General features: G+C 69.8%; 21 protein-coding genes. 6 read left to right on the top strand and 15 right to left on the bottom strand.

Annotated features, from left to right (window positions below; genetic code table 11):
- Positions 1 to 71: 71 nt before the first annotated feature.
- The 6 genes from O5O54_RS20690 to O5O54_RS20665 form a co-directional block, all read right to left on the bottom strand.
- Entirely contained in the window at positions 72 to 746 is a 675-nt protein-coding gene (locus O5O54_RS20690; RefSeq protein ID WP_279483752.1) for a hypothetical protein, read from the bottom strand.
- A gap of 278 nt (positions 747 to 1,024) precedes the next feature.
- A complete protein-coding gene (locus tag O5O54_RS20685; RefSeq protein WP_279483751.1) occupies positions 1,025 to 1,972 on the bottom strand; it encodes a glycine--tRNA ligase subunit alpha in 948 nt (315 codons plus the stop codon).
- 93 nt (positions 1,973 to 2,065) lie between these two features.
- Positions 2,066 to 2,245 carry a hypothetical protein gene (locus O5O54_RS20680; RefSeq protein ID WP_279483750.1) on the bottom strand — a complete coding sequence of 60 codons (180 nt, stop codon included), beginning with the start codon at positions 2,243 to 2,245 and terminating at the stop codon, positions 2,066 to 2,068.
- Positions 2,246 to 2,317: 72 nt separating this feature from the next.
- Positions 2,318 to 3,166, bottom strand: a complete 849-nt coding sequence (locus tag O5O54_RS20675) for a S49 family peptidase (RefSeq protein WP_279483748.1) — start codon at positions 3,164 to 3,166, stop codon at positions 2,318 to 2,320.
- Between the two features lie 71 nt (positions 3,167 to 3,237).
- Complete coding sequence (locus O5O54_RS20670; protein WP_279483747.1) at positions 3,238 to 3,996, bottom strand: methyltransferase; 759 nt, start codon at positions 3,994 to 3,996, stop codon at positions 3,238 to 3,240.
- A complete protein-coding gene (locus O5O54_RS20665; protein WP_279483746.1) occupies positions 3,989 to 4,216 on the bottom strand; it encodes a DUF2007 domain-containing protein in 228 nt (75 codons plus the stop codon). The genes O5O54_RS20670 and O5O54_RS20665 overlap by 8 nt, the downstream gene beginning before the upstream one ends.
- Positions 4,217 to 4,362: 146 nt before the next feature.
- Here O5O54_RS20665 and O5O54_RS20660 point away from each other — a divergent pair, with 146 nt between their 5' ends.
- From O5O54_RS20660 to moaB, 4 genes are all read left to right on the top strand, one after another.
- Positions 4,363 to 5,376 carry a polyprenyl synthetase family protein gene (locus O5O54_RS20660; protein WP_279483745.1) on the top strand — a complete coding sequence of 338 codons (1,014 nt, stop codon included), beginning with the start codon at positions 4,363 to 4,365 and terminating at the stop codon, positions 5,374 to 5,376.
- Positions 5,377 to 5,498: 122 nt separating this feature from the next.
- Complete coding sequence (locus O5O54_RS20655; RefSeq protein ID WP_279483744.1) at positions 5,499 to 7,325, top strand: tetratricopeptide repeat protein; 1,827 nt, start codon at positions 5,499 to 5,501, stop codon at positions 7,323 to 7,325.
- A gap of 6 nt (positions 7,326 to 7,331) precedes the next feature.
- Entirely contained in the window at positions 7,332 to 8,231 is a 900-nt protein-coding gene (locus O5O54_RS20650) for a 4-(cytidine 5'-diphospho)-2-C-methyl-D-erythritol kinase (RefSeq protein WP_279483743.1), read from the top strand.
- Entirely contained in the window at positions 8,228 to 8,770 is a 543-nt protein-coding gene (moaB, locus tag O5O54_RS20645) for a molybdenum cofactor biosynthesis protein B (protein WP_279483742.1), read from the top strand. Before O5O54_RS20650 ends, moaB begins: the two co-directional genes overlap by 4 nt.
- A 5-nt stretch (positions 8,771 to 8,775) precedes the next feature.
- Here the strand turns inward: moaB and O5O54_RS20640 are convergent, their stop codons facing one another.
- Positions 8,776 to 9,255: a hypothetical protein gene (locus tag O5O54_RS20640; RefSeq protein WP_279483741.1), complete on the bottom strand. Its 480-nt coding sequence runs from the start codon at positions 9,253 to 9,255 to the stop codon at positions 8,776 to 8,778.
- Positions 9,256 to 9,387: 132 nt separating this feature from the next.
- On the opposite strand from O5O54_RS20640, the gene O5O54_RS20635 reads away from it, so the two are divergent.
- Both O5O54_RS20635 and O5O54_RS20630 read left to right on the top strand, forming a co-directional pair.
- Positions 9,388 to 10,545 (top strand): PA0069 family radical SAM protein, encoded by a 1,158-nt coding sequence (locus O5O54_RS20635; protein WP_279483740.1) that lies wholly within the window; start codon positions 9,388 to 9,390, stop codon positions 10,543 to 10,545.
- A 147-nt stretch (positions 10,546 to 10,692) separates the two neighbouring features.
- Entirely contained in the window at positions 10,693 to 11,379 is a 687-nt protein-coding gene (locus O5O54_RS20630) for a ribonuclease HII (protein ID WP_407061742.1), read from the top strand.
- A 271-nt stretch (positions 11,380 to 11,650) separates the two neighbouring features.
- On the opposite strand, the gene O5O54_RS20625 is transcribed toward O5O54_RS20630, so the two are convergent.
- The 8 genes from O5O54_RS20625 to O5O54_RS20590 form a co-directional block, all read right to left on the bottom strand.
- Positions 11,651 to 12,133, bottom strand: a complete 483-nt coding sequence (locus O5O54_RS20625) for a F0F1 ATP synthase subunit B (RefSeq protein WP_279483739.1) — start codon at positions 12,131 to 12,133, stop codon at positions 11,651 to 11,653.
- An 11-nt stretch (positions 12,134 to 12,144) separates the two neighbouring features.
- A complete protein-coding gene (locus tag O5O54_RS20620; protein WP_279483738.1) occupies positions 12,145 to 12,762 on the bottom strand; it encodes a F0F1 ATP synthase subunit B in 618 nt (205 codons plus the stop codon).
- Between the two features lie 72 nt (positions 12,763 to 12,834).
- Complete coding sequence (locus O5O54_RS20615; RefSeq protein ID WP_055888550.1) at positions 12,835 to 13,059, bottom strand: F0F1 ATP synthase subunit C; 225 nt, start codon at positions 13,057 to 13,059, stop codon at positions 12,835 to 12,837.
- A gap of 72 nt (positions 13,060 to 13,131) precedes the next feature.
- Positions 13,132 to 13,881 carry a F0F1 ATP synthase subunit A gene (locus tag O5O54_RS20610; protein ID WP_090958554.1) on the bottom strand — a complete coding sequence of 250 codons (750 nt, stop codon included), beginning with the start codon at positions 13,879 to 13,881 and terminating at the stop codon, positions 13,132 to 13,134.
- A gap of 113 nt (positions 13,882 to 13,994) precedes the next feature.
- Positions 13,995 to 14,336: an AtpZ/AtpI family protein gene (locus tag O5O54_RS20605; protein WP_279483737.1), complete on the bottom strand. Its 342-nt coding sequence runs from the start codon at positions 14,334 to 14,336 to the stop codon at positions 13,995 to 13,997.
- 101 nt (positions 14,337 to 14,437) lie between these two features.
- Positions 14,438 to 15,586: a cell wall hydrolase gene (locus O5O54_RS20600; RefSeq protein WP_279483736.1), complete on the bottom strand. Its 1,149-nt coding sequence runs from the start codon at positions 15,584 to 15,586 to the stop codon at positions 14,438 to 14,440.
- Positions 15,587 to 15,672: 86 nt separating this feature from the next.
- Positions 15,673 to 17,082: a ribosome biogenesis GTPase Der gene (gene der / locus O5O54_RS20595; RefSeq protein ID WP_279483735.1), complete on the bottom strand. Its 1,410-nt coding sequence runs from the start codon at positions 17,080 to 17,082 to the stop codon at positions 15,673 to 15,675.
- Between the two features lie 17 nt (positions 17,083 to 17,099).
- A complete protein-coding gene (locus tag O5O54_RS20590) occupies positions 17,100 to 17,930 on the bottom strand; it encodes a tetratricopeptide repeat protein (protein WP_279483734.1) in 831 nt (276 codons plus the stop codon).
- Between the last annotated feature and the right edge of the window lie 71 nt (positions 17,931 to 18,001).

Below are 18,001 nucleotides of genomic sequence, written 5' to 3'. Positions count from 1 at the left end.
AGCTCGGCGGATGATGCGCTCTCGGTTTTCCGATCGCCTGGCCAAGGGATTTCGGAGGAGCGAGGCGGGGGCTAACGGGCGGCCTTGGTGGCGAACCAGAGGACATGCCTCGTTCCGCGCCCGCGTCCGGCCTTCACGCGCATCTCTTCCGCCTGGAAGCCTGCGCGGGCGAGGCGTGCGGTGAAGGCGGCGTCCGGCCCTTGGGACCAGATGCCGAGGATGCCGCCCGGCGTCAGCGCCCGAAGGGAGGCGGCAAGGCCCGCGGGTCCGTAGAGCCGGTCATTGCCGCTCCGCGTCAGTCCGCCCGGCCCGTTGTCGACGTCGAGGAGAATGGCGTCGTAGGCGCCGCGCGCGCGGTCGATCGTCTCCGCGACATCTTCCACGGCAATCGCGACGCGGGGATCGGACAGCGTTTGGCCGAAGACGTCGGCCATTGGCCCCTTCGCCCACTCAACGACGCCCGGCACGAGTTCGGCGACCGTGACGCGCGCGTCGGGCGCAAGGCTCGCCAGCGCGGCGCGCAGCGTGAAGCCCATGCCGAGGCCGCCGATCAGGACACGCGCACCGGTGCGCGGACCCATCCGCTCGGCCGCCAGCGTGGCCAGGGCCTCCTCCGAGCCGCTGAGGCGGCTGTTCATCAGCTCGTTCCCACCGATCATGATGGAATATTCCGAGCCGCGCCGCATGAGGCGCAGTTCGCCGCCGCCGGGGACGGGCGCGGTGCCGAGCGGCTCCCAGGGAATCAACGGCCGACCCTTTCGGCGAGGGCGCCTCGGCGCTCAGCTTCGGCGCGGTGGGGACGAGCGATCATGAGCGGCCCGGCGCGGAGGTCCGAGCATCGCGCGTTCGTTCGGACGCACAAGGAACGCTCCATCCTGTTGGTTCTACGTATCGAGGCTTTCCGGGCATCGACGGCGATCTTCGGGTCGATGCCGCGAAGGTTCGGTGGTAGCGCTCGGGCGGGGAGCCGGAGAAGGATCTTGTGATCCGACCGCCGGCTTCGCGCCGCGGGCTCCTGCCGCCGTCAGGCCGCCGCCTGCCATCCCGCACCGCCAGCCTCGGTGAGCAAAAACGCCTCGCCGCAAGCCTTCGCCAGCGTGCGCACGCGCAGGATGTAGCTCTGGCGCTCGGTGACGGAGATGACGCCGCGGGCGTCGAGGAGGTTGAAGGCGTGGGAGGCCTTGATGGCCTGGTCGTAGGCCGGAAGGACGCAGCGGTGGAGCGCGCCGGCCGCGTCGGGCGCGCCGGCCTTGAGGATCGCGGCGCATTCGCGTTCGGCGTCGTCGAAGTGCTGGAGCAGCATCTTCGTGTCGGCGATCTCGAAGTTGAAGCGGGAATATTCGCGCTCGGCCTGGAGGAAGACGTCGCCGTAGGTGACCTTCTCCGCGCCCTCGCGGCCGTTGAAGTTGAGGTCGTAGACGTTGTCGACGTTCTGGACGTACATGGCGAGGCGCTCGAGCCCGTAGGTCAGCTCGCCCGCGACCGGCGCGCATTCGATGCCGCAGACCTGCTGGAAATAGGTGAACTGCGAGACCTCCATCCCGTCGCACCAGCACTCCCAGCCGAGGCCCCAGGCGCCGAGTGTCGGGCTCTCCCAGTCGTCCTCCACGAAGCGGATGTCGTGGAGCGCCATGTCGACGCCGATCGCCTTCAAGGAGCCGAGATAGAGCTCCTGCAGGTTGGGCGGGTTGGGCTTCAGGATGACCTGGTACTGGTAGTAGTGCTGGAGGCGGTTGGGGTTCTCGCCGTAGCGCCCGTCCTTCGGCCGGCGCGAGGGCTGGACATAGGCCGCGTTCCAGGGCCGGGGGCCGAGCGCGCGCAGCGTCGTCGCGGGGTGGAAGGTGCCGGCGCCCACTTCCATGTCGTAGGGCTGGAGCACGACGCAGCCGTAGTCCGCCCAGTAGCGGTGGAGCGCGAGGATCAGCCCCTGGAAGGAGCGTTCGGGCCGCATGTGATCGGCGAGTTCGGACATGGACGGCGGACCTTGGCTGTTTTCGGCGCGGCACTCTTGTGCCGCGCGAGTTGCCACGCGCGCCTTGCGGGGGTCAAGCCTCAGGGCGAGGCGTCAGTCGCGGCGGATGCGGTAGACGCCGTCGGCGCCGCGCTCCAGCGTGCCGTGCGCGCCGGTGCGCGTTTCGGCCTCGGCGCGGCGGTTGCGCTCGACGACTTTGGCCGTCTCCTGCTGGAGCTGGCGGTAGCCGAAATAGGCGGCGGCCCCGACGAGGCCGAAAAGGAGGATGGGCATCGGATCGACCATGATTCACCTGTTCCCCAATATTCCGGCGGTTTCGGGCGAAGGCAAGGCGGCTCGCAGGGCTCAGAGCCCGTAGCGAGCCCAGAGGGCACGCTCCTCCGCCGCGGTGAAGACGGCCTCCACGGCGGCATCGGCGAAGGAGGCCGCCGCGCCGCCCCGGCCGAGGCCGAGAAGGCCCCGCTTCTGCTGGATGACGGCAAGCTTGACCTTGGGGCCGTAGGTCTCGCGCAGCACCGAGCGCAGATCGCCGAGGCGATCGACCAGGCCGAGTTCAAGGCCGCGCGTGCCCGACCAGAAGAGGCCGGAGAAGATGTCGGGATGGTCGGCCAGCTTCGGCCCGCGCCGCGACTGGACGAGCTCGATGAAGGTACGGTGCACGTCGAGCTGCAGGGCTTTCAGGTGCTCGACGTCCTCCGGCCGCTCCGGGCGGAAGGGATCGAGCGTCGCCTTGTTCTGGCCGGCGGTGTGGACGCGGCGCTCGATGCCGAGCTTGGCAATGAGGTCGACGAAACCGAAGCCGCCCGACACGACGCCGATCGAGCCGACCACGGAGGACGGATCGGCGACGATCTCGTCGCCCGCGCAGGCGATCATGTAGCCGCCGGACGCGGCCAGATCCTCGCAGGCGACGACGACGCGCTTGTTCTTCTCCTCCGCGAGATCACGGATGCGCTGGAACACGAGGCGCGACTGGACGGGCGAGCCGCCCGGCGAGTTCACGACGATCGCGACGGCGGGCGAGTCCTTGTGGGCGAAGGCCTTTTCCAGGAGCGGAGCGACGGAGGCGAGATTGATGGAAGAGCGCAAGGGCGAGCCGCCGGACATGATCACCCCGTTCAGCCGGACCACGGGGATGACGGTCTCGGTCCTGCGGAAGCGCTTGGGGATCAGCTTGGCGATCGGGTTGGGCACGGGCTGGGGCTTTCGTGAGGGCTGCGGTCGCCCCGCATGTAGGGATCGACGCCGCCCAAAGCCAAGGCGCGTCACGTCATCGCGATGGTGAGGGTGCCGGCGGAGAGCGCGGCCTTTGTCGGCGCGTCGAGGACGAGCGGCGGCAGGAGGCGGAGCGGCGCGCGCGAGCCGCGCGTGGCCGCCAGGAGGATGCGGATGGCCGGCGCCTCGGGCTTGGAATGGACGGCGCGCAGGGTCAGGCCGCCGAGGCGGTTGCGGCAGGAAGGGAGAATGTCGCCGAGCGTGTCCGGCCGCGTGATCATGCGGAACGCGCCGCCATGCCGCAGGAGGGCGCTCGCGGTGGCGATCCAGCGGGCGGTGAAATCGGCGTCCGGCACGCTCTTGGCGCCGGCGCGGGCGGCGTCGGGCGACCGGCGGCCGCCGGCCGGATGGAAGGGCGGGTTGGTGACGACGAGGTCGAAGGCGCCGTCGAGCAGGCCCACCGCCTCGCGGGCGGGCCGGGAGCCGAGGAGGTCGAGTTCGGCGACGGCGAAGCGGTGGGCGTTCGCGGCGTTTTCGGGAAGGGCAAGGGTGCGGCGGGCGAGACCGGCCATCATCGGGTCGCGCTCGGCGAGGGTGAGCGAGAGACCGGGCGCGCGGATCGCGGCGGCCCAGCCGGCGGCGCCCGACCCCGAGCCCATGTCGATCGCCCGCCCCCCCTGCCCCGGCTCGACGGTCGCCGCCAGAAGCAGCGCGTCGTCGCCCGACCGGAGGCCGCCGCGCGCGGGTTGGAGGAGATGGAAGGCGCCGCCGAGAAAGGCGTCGGTCGTGGCCGGCTCGGCGTCAGGCACGGTCGGAGAGTTCGTGGGCGAGCCCCGCGTCGGTCAGGAGGCGGCGCGCCTGGTCGATCTCGTCGCCGTCCACCAGGAGGCGGCGCGGCAGGATGCCGATGGAGCCGTCGAGCACGCTCATGTGGCTGTCGGCGAGGAGATGGACGATCCCGGCGTCGCGCAGGAGCGCCTGCACGAAGGACAGGAGAACGGGATCGTTGGAGCGCAGGAGTTCGATCATGATGCGCCATCACTGCGCCGAAACCCTTGCGCTCCGCAAGCCGCGCCGCGCGCCGGCATGGTCCGATCGACCCGCCGCGCCACTTTACGCACTTGCCGCATTCCCGCCGCCCGGCTATTGCGCGCGCAGCGATACGGAGAAGTCCAGTGACACTTGCCCGCCCCTTGGAGCAGACGAGCGCGGTCGCGTCGATCGACCCGATCCTCGGCCTGACGCGCGCGGACATGGAGCGCGTCAATGCGCTGATCCTGTCCATGGCGGGGTCCAATGTCGAGCTGATCCCCGAGATCGCCGAGCACCTGATCTCGTCGGGCGGCAAGCGGCTGCGCCCGATCCTGACCCTCGCCTCGGCGCTGGCCTTCGGCTACCGCGGCGAGAACCACGTGAAGCTCGCCGCGAGCGTCGAGTTCCTCCACACGGCTACCCTCCTCCACGACGACGTGGTGGACGAGAGCGACCTCCGCCGCGGCAAGAAGACGGCGCGCACGATCTGGGGCAACCAGGCGAGCGTGCTGGTGGGCGACTACCTGCTCGGCCAGGCCTTCAAGATGATGGTCGAGGTCGGCTCCATGCGGGCGCTCGCCATCCTCTCCAACGCCTCGGCCGTGATCGCGGAAGGCGAGGTCTGGCAGCTCTCGGCGGCCAAGCAGATGACGACGACCGAGGCCGACTACATGGCTGTGATCGGCGCCAAGACGGCCGAGCTGTTCGCCGCCGCCGCCGAGGTGGGGCCGGTGATCGCGGGCGCGGGAGCCGAGTTCGAGGCCGCCATGCGCGACTACGGCCTGCATCTCGGTCTCGCCTTCCAGCTCGTGGACGACGTCCTCGACTACGGCGGCTCGGCCGATGCGCTCGGCAAGAATGTCGGCGACGATTTCCGCGAGGGCAAGATCACGCTTCCGGTCATCTTCGCCCATGCCGCCGGCGACGAGGCGGAGCGCGCCTTCTGGCGCTCGGCCATGGAGGAAGGGCGCAACGACGACGCGGCCCTGGCGAAGGCGCGCGAGCTGATGGCGCGCCACGGCGCGCTGGAGGCGACCAAGGCACGCGCCAAGGAGCACGGGCGGCGCGCGAGCCAGGCCTTGTCCGTCCTGTCGGCGGGCGCGCACCGCGACGCGCTCGAGGCGGTGGTCGCCTTCTCCATCGAGCGAATCCGATAGGCTTTCCAGCCGGCTGGCATTCGCGACCGTCGCAAAATAAACATTCTGAACGCGGAAGTGGAGCGGGCGCACGGTTCGACGGCGCGACCGCATCGGCGGGGTCGGAAAAGAGGAAGTTCGACGTGGATAGAACGCTGATCTCGCGGATCGCACTGGCCGCGGCCATGACCGCCGCCGTCCTGGCCGGGCCTGCCGGCGCCCAGACCACCGAGCCGGCTGCGCAGGACGCACCCGCCACCGGCACGGAGCGGGCGACGGTGGACGTGCAGTCGCTTTCCGGCGCCTATCTCGCCGCCAAGCTGGCGCGCGAGAACCGCCAGCCCGGCATCGCCGCCGACTACTACGACGAAGCGCTGAAGCTCGACCCGACCTCCGATGTCTTGCAGCAGGAGGCGATGTTCGCCTATCTCGCGGACGGACGCTTTCAGGACGGCGTGGACCTTGCCGCCAAGCTCGTAGACAACGAGACGGTGGGCAAGGTCGCTCAGATCGCCGTCGCGCTCGACGCGCTGCACGACGGGCGCTTCGACGCCGCCATTGAGTCTCTAAAGCTGCGCGACACGAGCGACCTCGACAGCCTGCTGGTCGCGCATCTTTCGGCCTGGGGCGATGTCGGCGCGGGTCGTAGCAAGGAGGCGATCCGCCGGATCGACGACCTGCGCGGCGCCACCTGGTTCGCCGCGTTCAACCAGTACCAGACCGGCCTGATCGCCGGGTTCACCGGCGATCTCGACCGGGCGCGCTCGTCGCTCGGCGCGCTGATCTCGGACCAGAGCTCGGCCCAGACCTCCGTCGACGCCTATCTCGCGGGCGCCGAGGCGCTGGCGCGCCTCGAAGCGCGCGCCGGCCGCAAGCGGGAGGCGCTGGACGCCGTGGCCAAGGGCCTCGAACTCGCCCCCGCCTACGAGCCGCTGACGCAGCTCGAAACGGCGATCAACGAGGGCAAGGAGATCGCGCCGCCGATCGCCGACGCGCAAGGGGGCGCCGCCGAGACGCTCTACATCCTCGGCCAGGCGATCAACCGGGGTGACGGGCAGGACGTGGCCCTTCTCTACTTCCAGTTCGCCAAGGCCGTGGCCAAGGTGCCGAGCGACAAGCTCCTGACGGCGCTGGCAGGCGTCGCAGACCGGTCCAAGCAGATCGACCTCGCGATCTCCTATTACAAGCAGATTCCGGAGGGCTCGCCCTTCCGGCGCACGGCCGAGCTGCAGATGGGCCTCGACCTCTGGCAGGCCGACCGCAAGGACGAGGCCAAGGTGCACCTTCGCGAGGCTGTGAAGAGCTATCCGGAGGACCTCCAGGCGCATCTCGCGCTGGCCGACGTGCTGGCTGCCGACAAGGACTATGCCGAGGCCGTCACCATGCTGGACAAGGCGCTGACGCTCGCTCCCGAGGACGCGCCCAATCTCTGGAACATCTACTACCAGCGCGGCATCGCCTACGAGCGGCAGAAGCAGTGGGACAAGGCCGAGCCCGATTTCCGCAAGGCGCTCGAGCTGCAGCCCGACCAGCCGCAGGTGCTGAACTATCTCGGCTATTCCTGGGTCGACATGAACCGCAATCTCGACGAGGGGCTGGAGATGATCCGCACCGCCGTCGACCTGCGCCCCAACGACGGCTACATCATCGACTCGCTCGGCTGGGCCTATTACCGGCTCGGCCGCTTCGACGAGGCGGTGGAGCAGTTGGAGCGCGCGGTGCTGATCATGCCGGCCGACCCGACGCTCAACGACCATCTCGGCGACGCCTACTGGCGCGTCGGTCGCGAGCGCGAGGCGCGCTTCCAGTGGAACCGCGCGCTGGTCGGCGATCCCGCGCCGGAAGCCGCCGAGGTCGAGAAGATCAAGCGCAAGCTCGCCGAGGGTCTGGCGCCCGTGGCCGACACCGCGACGGTCGCGCCCCCGCCCGCGGCGGGCGGATCGACGCCCGAACCCAAGGTCTCGAACTGACAAGGCATGGACGCCTTCGTCCACGCCCCCTGGATCAGCACCGTCGCGGCGCGCGCCAAGATCAACCTCGCGCTGCATGTCGTCGGCCGCCGCGCCGACGGCTACCATGAGCTGGAAAGCCTCGTCGCCTTCGCCGAAGTGGGCGACCGGCTGGAGATCTCGCCCGGCCCCCGCGACGCGCTGACGGTCGACGGCCCGCTGGGCGTGGGCGTGCCGACGGACGGGGCCAATCTCGTCCTCAAGGCGCTGGCGCTGGCGCAGGAGCTGGCGCCGCAGGCCGGCGTGCGGCTGGCGCCCCTCGCCATCCGCCTGACCAAGCACCTGCCGCATGCGGCGGGGATCGGTGGCGGCTCTGCGGATGCCGGTGCGCTGCTCGCCTTTCTCTCGTCGCGCCATCCCTCGCTCGGGAGCCTCCTTGCCGACCGCTGTCTCGCGCTCGGCGCCGACGTGCCGATGTGCCTCAACGGCGAAGCGGCCGTGGTGCGCGGGATCGGTGAGCGGGCCGAGCGGCTGGCCGCCCTGCCCTCGCTGCCGCTTCTCCTCGTCAATCCCGGCGTGCCGGTCGCGACGCCCGCCGTGTTCGCGGGCCTCGGGTGCCGCGACAACCCGCCCCTGCCCTTGCCGCCGGCCGCCGGCTTTGCCGATCTGGAGACGCTGGCCGCCTATCTCGCCGCCGCGCGCAACGATCTCGAAGCGCCGGCCCGGGCGCTGGCGCCCGCGATCGGCGAGGCGCTGCAGGCCGTGGAGGCCTCCGGCGCGCGGTTTGCTCGCATGTCCGGCTCGGGCGCGACCGTGTTCGGCCTGTTTGCGGCGGAGACCGAAGCCAAGGCGGCAGCCAGGGCGATCGCAGCCGCCCATCCCGGCTGGTGGGTCGAGGCCACCCGACTGGCGGGGCAGAGATCATGACCGAACGCGCCTTCATTCCCCTGTCCATCGCGGTTCTGACCGTCTCCGACACGCGAACGCCCGCGGACGACCGCTCGGGCGACACGCTGGTCGAGCGGCTGGAGACGGCCGGCCATCGCCTCGCCGACCGGCGCATCGCGCCGGACGACATCGACGCGATCCGGGTGGCGGTGCTCGGCTGGTCGAAGGATCCCGCCGTCGACGTCGTGATCACGACGGGCGGAACGGGCTTCACCGGGCGCGACGTGACGCCGGAGGCGCTGGAGCCGATCTTCGACAAGCGGATGGACGGGTTTTCCATCGTGTTCCACCGCGTATCCTTCGAGAAGATCGGGGTGTCCACGATCCAGTCCCGCGCGACGGCGGGCGTTGTCAACGCGACCTTCGTCTTCGCCCTTCCCGGCTCGCCCGGCGCCTGCCGCGACGCCTGGGACGGCATTCTCCAGGCCCAACTCGACTACCGCCACCGCCCCTGCAACTTCGTCGAGATCATGCCGCGTCTGGACGAGCACCTGCGACGCGGCGGGCTTTCGGCTTAAGTACCTCAGCCGCCCCGTCGCATCGGGCGAGGGCGAAGCGACCGCAGGAGCCTGTCGATCCGACCCGCGGCGGACGGCGCCTTGGCTGCGAGCGCCGCCTTGGAAACAAGCACCGCCCCGCCCGATCGCCCGAAAAGACGATCGAAGACGCCGGCTTCCGGGTCCGGCAGACGTGCCGCTTCGCCCTTGCCCGAAAGCCCGCCGGCATAGCGCATGACGCGATCGATCCAGTTGTCGGGCAGTCGCTCGCCGGCCCGGACCAGGAGGATCCAGTCGCCCTTCAGCGTCCCGGCCCCGGCCAGCACCTCCTCGATCCCGTCCAACCGGCAGCCGGCATGATCGGCGACGCGGCGCACGTCGTCTGCCTGCGCGTCGAGGACCACGACGTCCCGCAGGACGCCCTCGACGGCGCCCGCGACGAGGGGTGCCAGGGTCTGGGCGAGCAAGGCCGGATCGTCGGCGCCGTGGATCAGGACGGTCAACATGGTCCTTGCGTTAGCGCACGGCGCGCCGCGCCGCCAGCTTCCCGTTTCGTTCCGTTTTGTTCTTGTATTGTTCCTATTCGATGATTAGGATCTCGGTCATATCGGGATCGCATCCGAAGGGAACCCTGTCCCATGTCCGAGATCCGCAGTATCGACCGCGCTGCCCTTTCGCCTTCGCGCAGCGTCGACACGGCGAACCACATGCTGAACCAGTCGGGCCTGCGCGTCGGCTTCGACCGCCGGCGCGGGCGCGGCGCCGGCCTCAATCCGTCCGGGCGCTACGAGCCCTTCTCGCGCGCGGCCTTCGACGACGGCTGGGCGACGATCGACGAGCTGCCGCCCTTCCGCACGGAAGTGCAGAACGAGGCGGCTCGCACGATCATCACACGCAACCAGTCGCCCGACATCTCCTTCGACCGCTCGGTAAACCCTTATCGCGGCTGCGAGCACGGCTGCGTCTACTGCTTCGCGCGCCCGACCCACGCCTATATGGGCCTGTCGCCCGGCCTAGACTTCGAGTCCAAGCTCTTCGCCAAGCCGAACGCGGCGGAGCTTCTGGAGGACGAGCTGTCGAAGCCCGGCTACGAGCCGCGCTCCATCGCCATCGGCACCAACACCGACCCCTACCAGCCGATCGAGAAGACGCGCCGCATCATGCGCGAGATCCTCGAAGTGCTGGAGCGGGCCAACCATCCCGTCGGCATCGTGACGAAGTCGGCGCTGGTGACCCGCGACATCGACATCCTCGGGCGCATGGCGGCCAAGGGCCTGGCGCGGGTGGCGGTATCCGTCACGACGATGGACCGGCACCTGGCACGCACCATGGAGCCGCGCGCGGCGACGCCGGCCAAGCGGTTCGACGCGGTGCGCCAACTCACCGAAGCCGGCATTCCGACCATGGTGATGACGGCGCCGATCATTCCGGGCCTCACCGATTCGGAGATCGAGCGGCTTCTGGAGGCAGCGGCCGAGGCCGGCGCGAGGGAGGTCGGCTACGTGCTCCTCCGCCTGCCGCTGGAGGTCTCGCCGCTCTTCAAGGAATGGCTGCTGCGCCACTATCCCAACCGCTACCGGCACGTGATGACGCTCCTGCGCTCCATGCGCGACGGCAAGGACTACGATCCCGAATGGGGGCAGCGGATGACCGGCCGGGGCCCCTACGCGCAGCAGATCAAGCGCCGCTTTGAGATGGCGGCCAAGCGCCTCCATCTGAACCTCGAACGCTCCAAGCTGCGCACCGACCTGTTCCGTGCGCCCAAGGGCGGCGGGGTGCAGCTTTCGCTGCTCTGAGGAGGACGAGATCGCCCGGCGCCGCAACCGGGCGAAGGGCGTCGGCGGTTTTTCCCCGTTCCGCCGCCGTCATGGGCGCGTAGGTCTGGCCACCCCAAGGCATGCGCGCTTGAGAAGGATCGGAGAATGCGCGAGGTTCGCCGCATCATGACTCGCCATGCCTCCGATCCTTCGCTTTCCCTTCCCTTCGCCGCCGTCCTGCCGCGCTCCGACAGGCCGAGGCCGACCGATGCGTTGGAGCGCATGCTCGGGGCTTTGGGTTGCGCACGGATCGCCGGGGTGGACGAGGCCGGGCGCGGGCCGCTGGCCGGGCCGGTTGTCGCCGCCGCCGTGGTGCTCGACCTCGCTTGCGTGCCCGCCGGCCTCGACGATTCCAAGAAGCTGAAGGCGCCGGAGCGCGAGCGGCTGTTCGCCGAGATCCTGCGGTCCTGCCATGTCGGGATCGGCACGGCCAGTGCGGCGGAAATCGATACCGTCAACATCCGGCAGGCGACGTTCAACGCGATGCGGCGGGCGCTGGCCGGTCTCGCCGAAGACCCGACGCATGCGCTGATCGACGGGCGCGACGTGCCGCCCCGGCTCGCCTGCCCCGCGACGGCCGTGATCGGGGGCGACGCGCAGTCGCTGTCGATCGCCGCGGCGTCGATCGTCGCCAAGGTGACGCGGGACCGGATGATGACGGCGCTGTGCCGGGCGCACCCCGCCTACGGCTTCGGCCGGCACATGGGCTACGGCACGGCCGCGCACATGGTGGCGATCGAGGCGGACGGTCCCTGCCCCCACCACCGCCGCAGCTTTGCTCCGGTTGCGCTGCGGCTCGCGCGTATGGATTGAGCGCACACCGCCAGATGGCGGCTAGGCGACGGAGAACCGCTTCCCTCACCTCGGCCGAAGGCTGAGTCCGATCCATGAATCGGACGCGTCGATGTGGGACAGCAGCGGGTTTCATGGTCGACATCGAGCATGCGACGGGCAGTCTTGGAGGTCGCGACGACACAAGCGGTTAGGCCGCTGACGGGCCGGGTCTTCAGTATCCCATATTTGGAAGCGCCAACAAAAAAGCCGCCCCGAGGGGCGGCCTGTTCAGCTCCAAATGCGGCAGCGCTCAGTTGAGGCGGCGGCGGACTTCCTCGATGGACTTCTCGGTCATCGCGCCGTCGGTGCCCAGACCCCGCTCGGTGATCACCCGCGTGGCGGCGTCGATCGCGATGTTGACGGCGGAGGCGCGGACCTCGGCGATCGCGTCGGACTCGGCCTGGGCGATCTTCTGCTCGGCGACCTGCGTGCGGCGGGCGACGTATTCCTCGCTCTTGACGCGGGCTTCCTCGACGAGGGCCTGCGCCTCGCGCTGGGCGCTGGCGACGATCTCGCGCGCTTCAGCCTCGGCCTCGCGGCGGCGGCGCTGGTAGTCGGCGAGCTGGCGCTTGGCCTCTTCCTTCAGCTCGCGGGCCTCCTCCATCTCGTTCTCGATCCGCTTGGCGCGGTTGTCGAGCGAGCGGGCGGCCATGGCCGGCGCCTTGAAGTAGGCGACGATGGCGAGGAACAGGATGAGGCCGATCAGCGCCCAGAAGGTTGCATCGAAATGCATGGTTCAGCTCCTCAAGCGCGCACGGCGCGGACGGCGGCTGCGACGTCCTGCTGCGGAACGTTGGTGCCGGTCAGCTCGGTCAGGATGGCTTCGGCGGCGTCCGTCGCGATCGTGTCGACGTCGGCCAGCGCACGAGCCTTGATCTCGGCGATGCGGCCTTGCGCGGCTTCCAGCTTGGCGTCGAGTTCGCTCTCGATGCGCTTGCGCTCGGCGTCGGCGCCGGATCGGGCCGAATCGCGGGCTTCGCCGGCGATCTTCTGCGAGTTGGCGCGGGCGCTGGCGAGCTCCTGCTCGTAGGCGGCCTGGGCCTCGTCGGCATCGGCGCGCAAACGCTCGGCGGCCTCGAGATCGGCGGCGATGCGCTCGCGGCGGTTCTCCAGGACGGAGGCGATGCGCGGCACGATCGTCTTCGACAGGACATAGTAGAACACGCCGAAGGTGATCGCCAGCCAGAGGATCTGCGAGGCGAAGAATTCGGGGTTGAGCGGCGGGAAGGTCCCGCCGGCCTCGTGCGCGCCTTCGGGCACGCCGATGGCCTCGGCGGTCGGCGGGGTCGGAGAGGACGTCAAAGGCGTTCCATGCCCATCGGGAGCACTCCCAGTCTGCGCGAAAGCTTCAGTGACGAACATGTCCCACTCCGATGATACGGGTCCGGCCGCCCCGTCCGGGGCGGCCGGCTGCACAATCCCAAGAACCTAGGATTAGACGAAGAGCAGCAGCAGCGCGATGAGCAGCGAGAAGATGCCCAGAGCTTCCGTGACGGCGAAGCCGAAGATCAGGCGGCCGAACTGGCCGTCGGCGGCCGACGGGTTGCGCAGAGCGCCGGTGAGGAAGCTCGAGAAGATGTTGCCGAGGGCGAGAGCCGTGCCGGCCATGCCGAAGCAGGCCAGACCAGCACCGATGTAACGTGCAGCTTCCGCGTCCATGTGAAACTCCTTTAGTGGATCGTGCGGGATGAGGTCCGCGACCGGATCGGCCACGTGACGAGGGGATGCGGATCAGTGGTGAACGTGAACCGCGTCGTTGAGGTACATGCAGGTCAGGACCGCGAAGACGTAGGCCTGCAGGAACGCCACGAGGAACTCGAGCGCCGTGATGCCGACCGTCATGAGGAGCGGCAGGATCGCGCCGCCGACGCCGACCGCGCCGAGCGCGCCCAGCGAGGTGACGAAGCCGGCGAAGACCTTGAGGGTGATGTGGCCCGCCAGCATGTTGGCGAAGAGACGAACCGAGAGCGAAACGGGGCGCGAGAGGAACGAGATCACCTCGATCAGCACCACGAAGGGCACAACCGCCGCCGGAACGCCGGACGGCACGAAGACCTTGAACCAGCCGAGCCCGTGGCCCTTGATGCCGGCGACCACCACCGTGCCGATGACGAGGAGCGCCAGAGCGAAGGTGACGATCAGGTGGCTGGTGACGGTGAAGAAGTAGGGGAACATCCCCAGCAGGTTCGCCACCAGGATGAACATGAAGAGCGAGAACACGAGGGGGAAGAACTTCATCCCCTTGGATCCCGCCGCGTCGCGCAGCATGCTGGCGATGAATTCGTAGGAGAGTTCCGAGACCGACTGCGAGCGGCTGGGCACGAGGCCGCGGCCGCGCGTCGACCAATACAGGAAGCCCGTCGCCACGGCGACAGTCGCGACCATGAACAGCGAAGAATTGGTGAACGAGAAATCGACCCCGCCGATTTCGATCGGAACCAGCCGAGAAATCTGAAACTGATGAAGGGGATCGTTCGCCAAACGCTTGGTCCTCTTATGCTCGCCCTCTCGGAGCGAGACTGCCATAGCGTCCTCAATCGCGGTGCGCAACACCCCGCAAAGCGAAATGCCGGCTCTGTCCCCGAGGGATCGTCTTATCGTGAACCGGGATCGGCGGGCGGGGTCGGCTGGCTGGCCGAGCGGATGACGTTGAGCACCCCGGCCGCGAAGCCGAAAAGCAGGAAGACGATGAGGCCGAAGGGCGCGGTGCCGAAGAACTGGTCGATCCCGTAGCCGATCACGGCGCCCACCACGACGCCCGCGATGAACTCGCTGGCGATCTTCAGACCCTGCGCCATGCCCTGCATCGAGCCGGGCTTGCCGTCCGGCTCCGGCGGGATCGTCGTCTGGGTCGCCTTGAAATGGTCGAGGCGCGCCTTGAGCCGAGCCCGGTCTTCGGCGAGCTCGGCGTCTGTCTTCTCGGTCCTGTCGTTCATCGCTGGCCGCCTCGCCCGCGCGGCGCCCGCGCGTGTCTTCACATCACCGTGTGGCGGCGCGAACGGCCGTCATCCCGTCCGCATGTATGGCAGCGGTCGGCCTAGCGCCAGCCGCCGCCGAAGGTGCGGTAGAAGATGTGCAGGCCGATCTTGTCGACCTTCTGCATGGTGCGCGCCCAGCGCGGGTTCACATAGGTCGCATGGTAGTGGGTGGCCGAGCCGACCTCGGAGAGCCAGGTTTCGCCGCGCGTGACCTCGCCGGCAATGCGCTTGGCCGTGCCGTAGGCGCGCTTGTTCCAGATCACGTCCTTGATGCCGTCGCAGGCGAAGGAGAACTGGCAGCGGTTCTTCCAGTCCTGATTCTGGTAAACGACGCCGCAGATCGTCTTGGGGTAGGACGGATTGCGCACGCGGTTGAGAATGACCTGCGCCACTGCCGCCTGGCCCTTCTCGCTCTCGCCGCGCGCCTCGAAGTAGATGCCGCGCGCGAGGCAGGCCTGCTCCTTCTCGGTGAAGGACGAGGCGGGCAAGATCGACGCCGCCCAGGCGTGGTCCTTCTCGCCGATCGGCGGCACGAAGTCGCGCCCCCTGGGGTTGAGCACGGCGTCGAAGAGGCTGGAACTGCCGGGCTTGGCTTCCGGCGCATAGGCTGCGAGCGTCTGGAGCGCATCGACCTTGCCGGCCGGCACCGGCTTCGCGGCGGAGGGTGCCACGGCGGCGACCTGGACCCGCGCGTCCGCCGAGGGCAGGCGAACGTCGTCGCCGGGGCGGCGGAAGGCGGTGCGCACGGTGCCGCTCGGCCGCATCGGGCCGGCCAGCGCGGTGCGCATCTCGTCGTCGCCGAGCGCGAGGCCGGGGCGCAGGATATTGGCCGAAGGCACGATCACGCCGGCCGAGAATCGCGGCTGGACGGCGGCGAGCGGACGCGGGCCGACGCGCCCTCCCCTATCGGCCGGCACGCGGGCGGACCCGTCGCGCACGAAGACCGGACCGTCCGAGGGCAGGAGCGCGATGTCCGCCTCCGCCTCGTCGAAGCCCGGATCGGTGGAAAAGGCGGAGAGCGTGAGGAGCTGCGCCGGAAGCCCGGAGGCCGCGTCCATGCCGGACAGGCCGCTGTTGGTGATCGCGGTCGGCATGGCCGGCAGAACGGCGAACACGGCGCCGAGCGACAGGACGGCGCGGCGGAACGCGGAGCGGCGGGCGGCGGATCTGGCGGCCCCCCGTCGGGCTCCACGCTTCGCTTGTGTCATGACCGGCTTCCGGAAAGTTCCATCGGAAGCCGATCATCGGTCATTAACCTTAGCGATTGGTTAATGCTCCGGCGAACACGGCGATGTCAGAACTTCTTCGCCTTGTGGGCGTAGGGGTTGTCGGACTTGCGCATGGTCATGCGGATCGGGATACCGACGAGGCCGAACTGATCGCGTAAGCCGTTGACGAGATAGCGCGTGTAGGCGGTGCCGACGGCCTCGGGGCGCGAGGTATGGAGGATGAAGGTCGGCGGCCGCGTCTTGATCTGCGTCATGTACTTGATATTGACGCGCCGGCCCGAGACAGCCGGGGGCGGATGGTGCGCCACCATACGCTCCAGCCACTGGTTGAGCTTGGCCGTGGAGATGCGCCGGTTCCAGGTCTCGTGCGTCTCGGTGATCGCCTTCATCAGGCGGTCGAGCCCCTCGCCCGTCGCGCCCGCGACGGTCACGGCCTTGACGCCGCGCACCTGCGGCAGGAGCCGCTCGGTCTTCTCGCGCAGATCCGCGAGCACGGCCTGCCGGTCCTCGACGAGGTCCCACTTGTTGAAGGCGAGGACCGGCGCACGGCCCTCGCGGGCGATGAGGTCGACGAGAGTGAGGTCCTGTTTCTCGAAGGGAATCGTGACGTCGAAGACGATCACCACGACCTCGGCGAAGCGGATGGCGCGCAGCGCGTCGGCGACCGAGAGCTTCTCCAGCTTCTCTTGCACGCGGGCGCGGCGGCGCATGCCGGCCGTGTCGAACATCTTCACCCGGCGGCCGCGCCATTCCCACTCGACCGAGATCGAATCGCGCGTGATGCCCGCTTCGGGGCCGGTGAGGAGACGGTCCTCGCCGAGAAAGCGGTTCACCAGCGTGGACTTGCCGGCGTTGGGCCGGCCGACGATGGCGATGTTGAGCGGCTTGGTCGCGTCGTAGCGCTCGATCGGCTCGCCGTCCTCGTCGAACTCGATCTCCGCCTCCGGGTCGGCCGAGGCGGCGTCGGGATCCTCGAACGCGTCGATCCCCAGCGCCTCGACGATCGCATCGCGCAGGTCGCCCATGCCCTCGCCGTGCTCGGCCGAGATGGCGCAGGGCTGGCCGAGACCGAGCGAGAAGGCGTCGTAGAAGCCGGCGTCGGAGCCCCGAGCCTCCGACTTGTTGGCGACGAGGATCACGGGCTTGCCACGACGTCGCAGGAGATCGCCGAAGGTCTCGTCCTCCGGCGTGATGCCGGCCTTGGCGTCCACCACGAAGAGCGACAGGTGGGCGTCCTGGATCGCGAGTTCGGTCTGGGCGCGCATCCGCCCTTCCAGCGTGTCGGCGCCCGCCTCCTCGAGGCCTGCCGTGTCGATCACGCGGAAGTCGAGGTCGAGCAGGCGCGCCTCGCCCTCGCGCCGGTCGCGCGTGACGCCCGGCCGGTCGTCCACCAGCGCAAGCTTGCGCCCGACGAGGCGGTTGAACAGGGTGGACTTGCCGACGTTCGGACGTCCGATGATGGCGATGGTGACCATGAAGTCCTCGTAGGCCCTCAGGCCGGGGGCTGGGCGGGCGCGGCGGCGGGCGGCTGCGCGGGCGCCTCGGCCGGCGTCTGCGCGCTCGGGGCGGCGGGAGCGGGAGCGGGTTCGGAGGCCGGGGCGGGTGCGGGTTCGGGTGCCGGTGCGGGTGCGGCGGGTGCCGGCTCGGCGGCGGCCGCGTTCGGCGCGACGGGCGTCGAGGCGGCGATCAGTTCCTGCATCAGGCCGGCGCGGCGGCGGATGCCGGCGGGGGCGGCGAGGTCGTCGCCGAGCTGGTCGAACATGGAACGGGCGGTCTCGACGTCGCCGGCCTTCCAGGCGGACAGGCCGATCGCCTCGCGGGCCGGCCAGCGCAGCGGCTCGGCATCGCCGGTCAGGCGCTCGACGCGGCCGCGCACGTCGGCGAGCGAGCCGTGATCGACCAGGATATAGCCGGCGCGCACGGCCGCCATGTCGCGCAGCCCCTGGGGAAGGCGCGTGTCGTTGGCGACCTCGTCATAGGCGGCGACGGCCGCGGCGGGATCGCCGGTCTCGCGCGCTTCAGCCAGGCGCAGCCGGGCGAGCGCGGGATAGACGTTGACGCCGCCGGCCGCCAGCTGTTCGAGGACGGCGTTCGCCTCGTCCGCCTTGCCTTCGGAATAGAGCGCGGTGGCCTGGAGCAGGCGGTCGCCGTCGGCGGCGGCCACGCTCGCCTGGTAGCGCTCCCACAGGACATAGCCGCCGACGCCGAGGACGATCAGCACGCCGGCGATCACGGCTGCAGTGCCGTAGCGGACCCACAAGGCGCGGACACGCTCCTGGCGAAGCTCCTCGTTCACCTCGCGAACGAATGTGTCATTGCTCATGGACGCTCAAACCTTCGCGCAGAAAACGGGCCGCCATCACGGCCGAACCGGACAGGCCTGCGCTTTTGAAC

Source organism: Aureimonas sp. SK2, from assembly GCF_029813115.1.
Taxonomy (GTDB): domain Bacteria; phylum Pseudomonadota; class Alphaproteobacteria; order Rhizobiales; family Rhizobiaceae; genus Aureimonas.
The sequence above is the reverse complement of the archived record's forward strand: the minus strand, read 5'-3'. Positions and strand labels throughout refer to the sequence as shown.

What these genes read in the sequence shown, in the direction of transcription:
- O5O54_RS20685 (WP_279483751.1), bottom strand. Translation starts at nt 1,972, where the DNA reads ATGTCCGAACTCGCCGATCACATGCGGCCCGAACGCTCCTTCCAGGGG.
- O5O54_RS20650 (WP_279483743.1), top strand. Translation starts at nt 7,332, where the DNA reads ATGGACGCCTTCGTCCACGCCCCCTGGATCAGCACCGTCGCGGCGCGC.
- O5O54_RS20640 (WP_279483741.1), bottom strand. Translation starts at nt 9,255, where the DNA reads ATGTTGACCGTCCTGATCCACGGCGCCGACGATCCGGCCTTGCTCGCC.
- der (WP_279483735.1), bottom strand. Translation starts at nt 17,082, where the DNA reads ATGGTCACCATCGCCATCATCGGACGTCCGAACGTCGGCAAGTCCACC.
- O5O54_RS20680 (WP_279483750.1), bottom strand. Translation starts at nt 2,245, where the DNA reads ATGCCCATCCTCCTTTTCGGCCTCGTCGGGGCCGCCGCCTATTTCGGC.
- O5O54_RS20665 (WP_279483746.1), bottom strand. Translation starts at nt 4,216, where the DNA reads ATGATCGAACTCCTGCGCTCCAACGATCCCGTTCTCCTGTCCTTCGTG.
- moaB (WP_279483742.1), top strand. Translation starts at nt 8,228, where the DNA reads ATGACCGAACGCGCCTTCATTCCCCTGTCCATCGCGGTTCTGACCGTC.
- O5O54_RS20620 (WP_279483738.1), bottom strand. Translation starts at nt 12,762, where the DNA reads ATGTTCGTCACTGAAGCTTTCGCGCAGACTGGGAGTGCTCCCGATGGG.
- O5O54_RS20625 (WP_279483739.1), bottom strand. Translation starts at nt 12,133, where the DNA reads ATGCATTTCGATGCAACCTTCTGGGCGCTGATCGGCCTCATCCTGTTC.
- O5O54_RS20630 (WP_407061742.1), top strand. Translation starts at nt 10,693, where the DNA reads ATGACTCGCCATGCCTCCGATCCTTCGCTTTCCCTTCCCTTCGCCGCC.
- O5O54_RS20590 (WP_279483734.1), bottom strand. Translation starts at nt 17,930, where the DNA reads ATGAGCAATGACACATTCGTTCGCGAGGTGAACGAGGAGCTTCGCCAG.
- O5O54_RS20635 (WP_279483740.1), top strand. Translation starts at nt 9,388, where the DNA reads ATGTCCGAGATCCGCAGTATCGACCGCGCTGCCCTTTCGCCTTCGCGC.
- O5O54_RS20615 (WP_055888550.1), bottom strand. Translation starts at nt 13,059, where the DNA reads ATGGACGCGGAAGCTGCACGTTACATCGGTGCTGGTCTGGCCTGCTTC.
- O5O54_RS20600 (WP_279483736.1), bottom strand. Translation starts at nt 15,586, where the DNA reads ATGACACAAGCGAAGCGTGGAGCCCGACGGGGGGCCGCCAGATCCGCC.
- O5O54_RS20605 (WP_279483737.1), bottom strand. Translation starts at nt 14,336, where the DNA reads ATGAACGACAGGACCGAGAAGACAGACGCCGAGCTCGCCGAAGACCGG.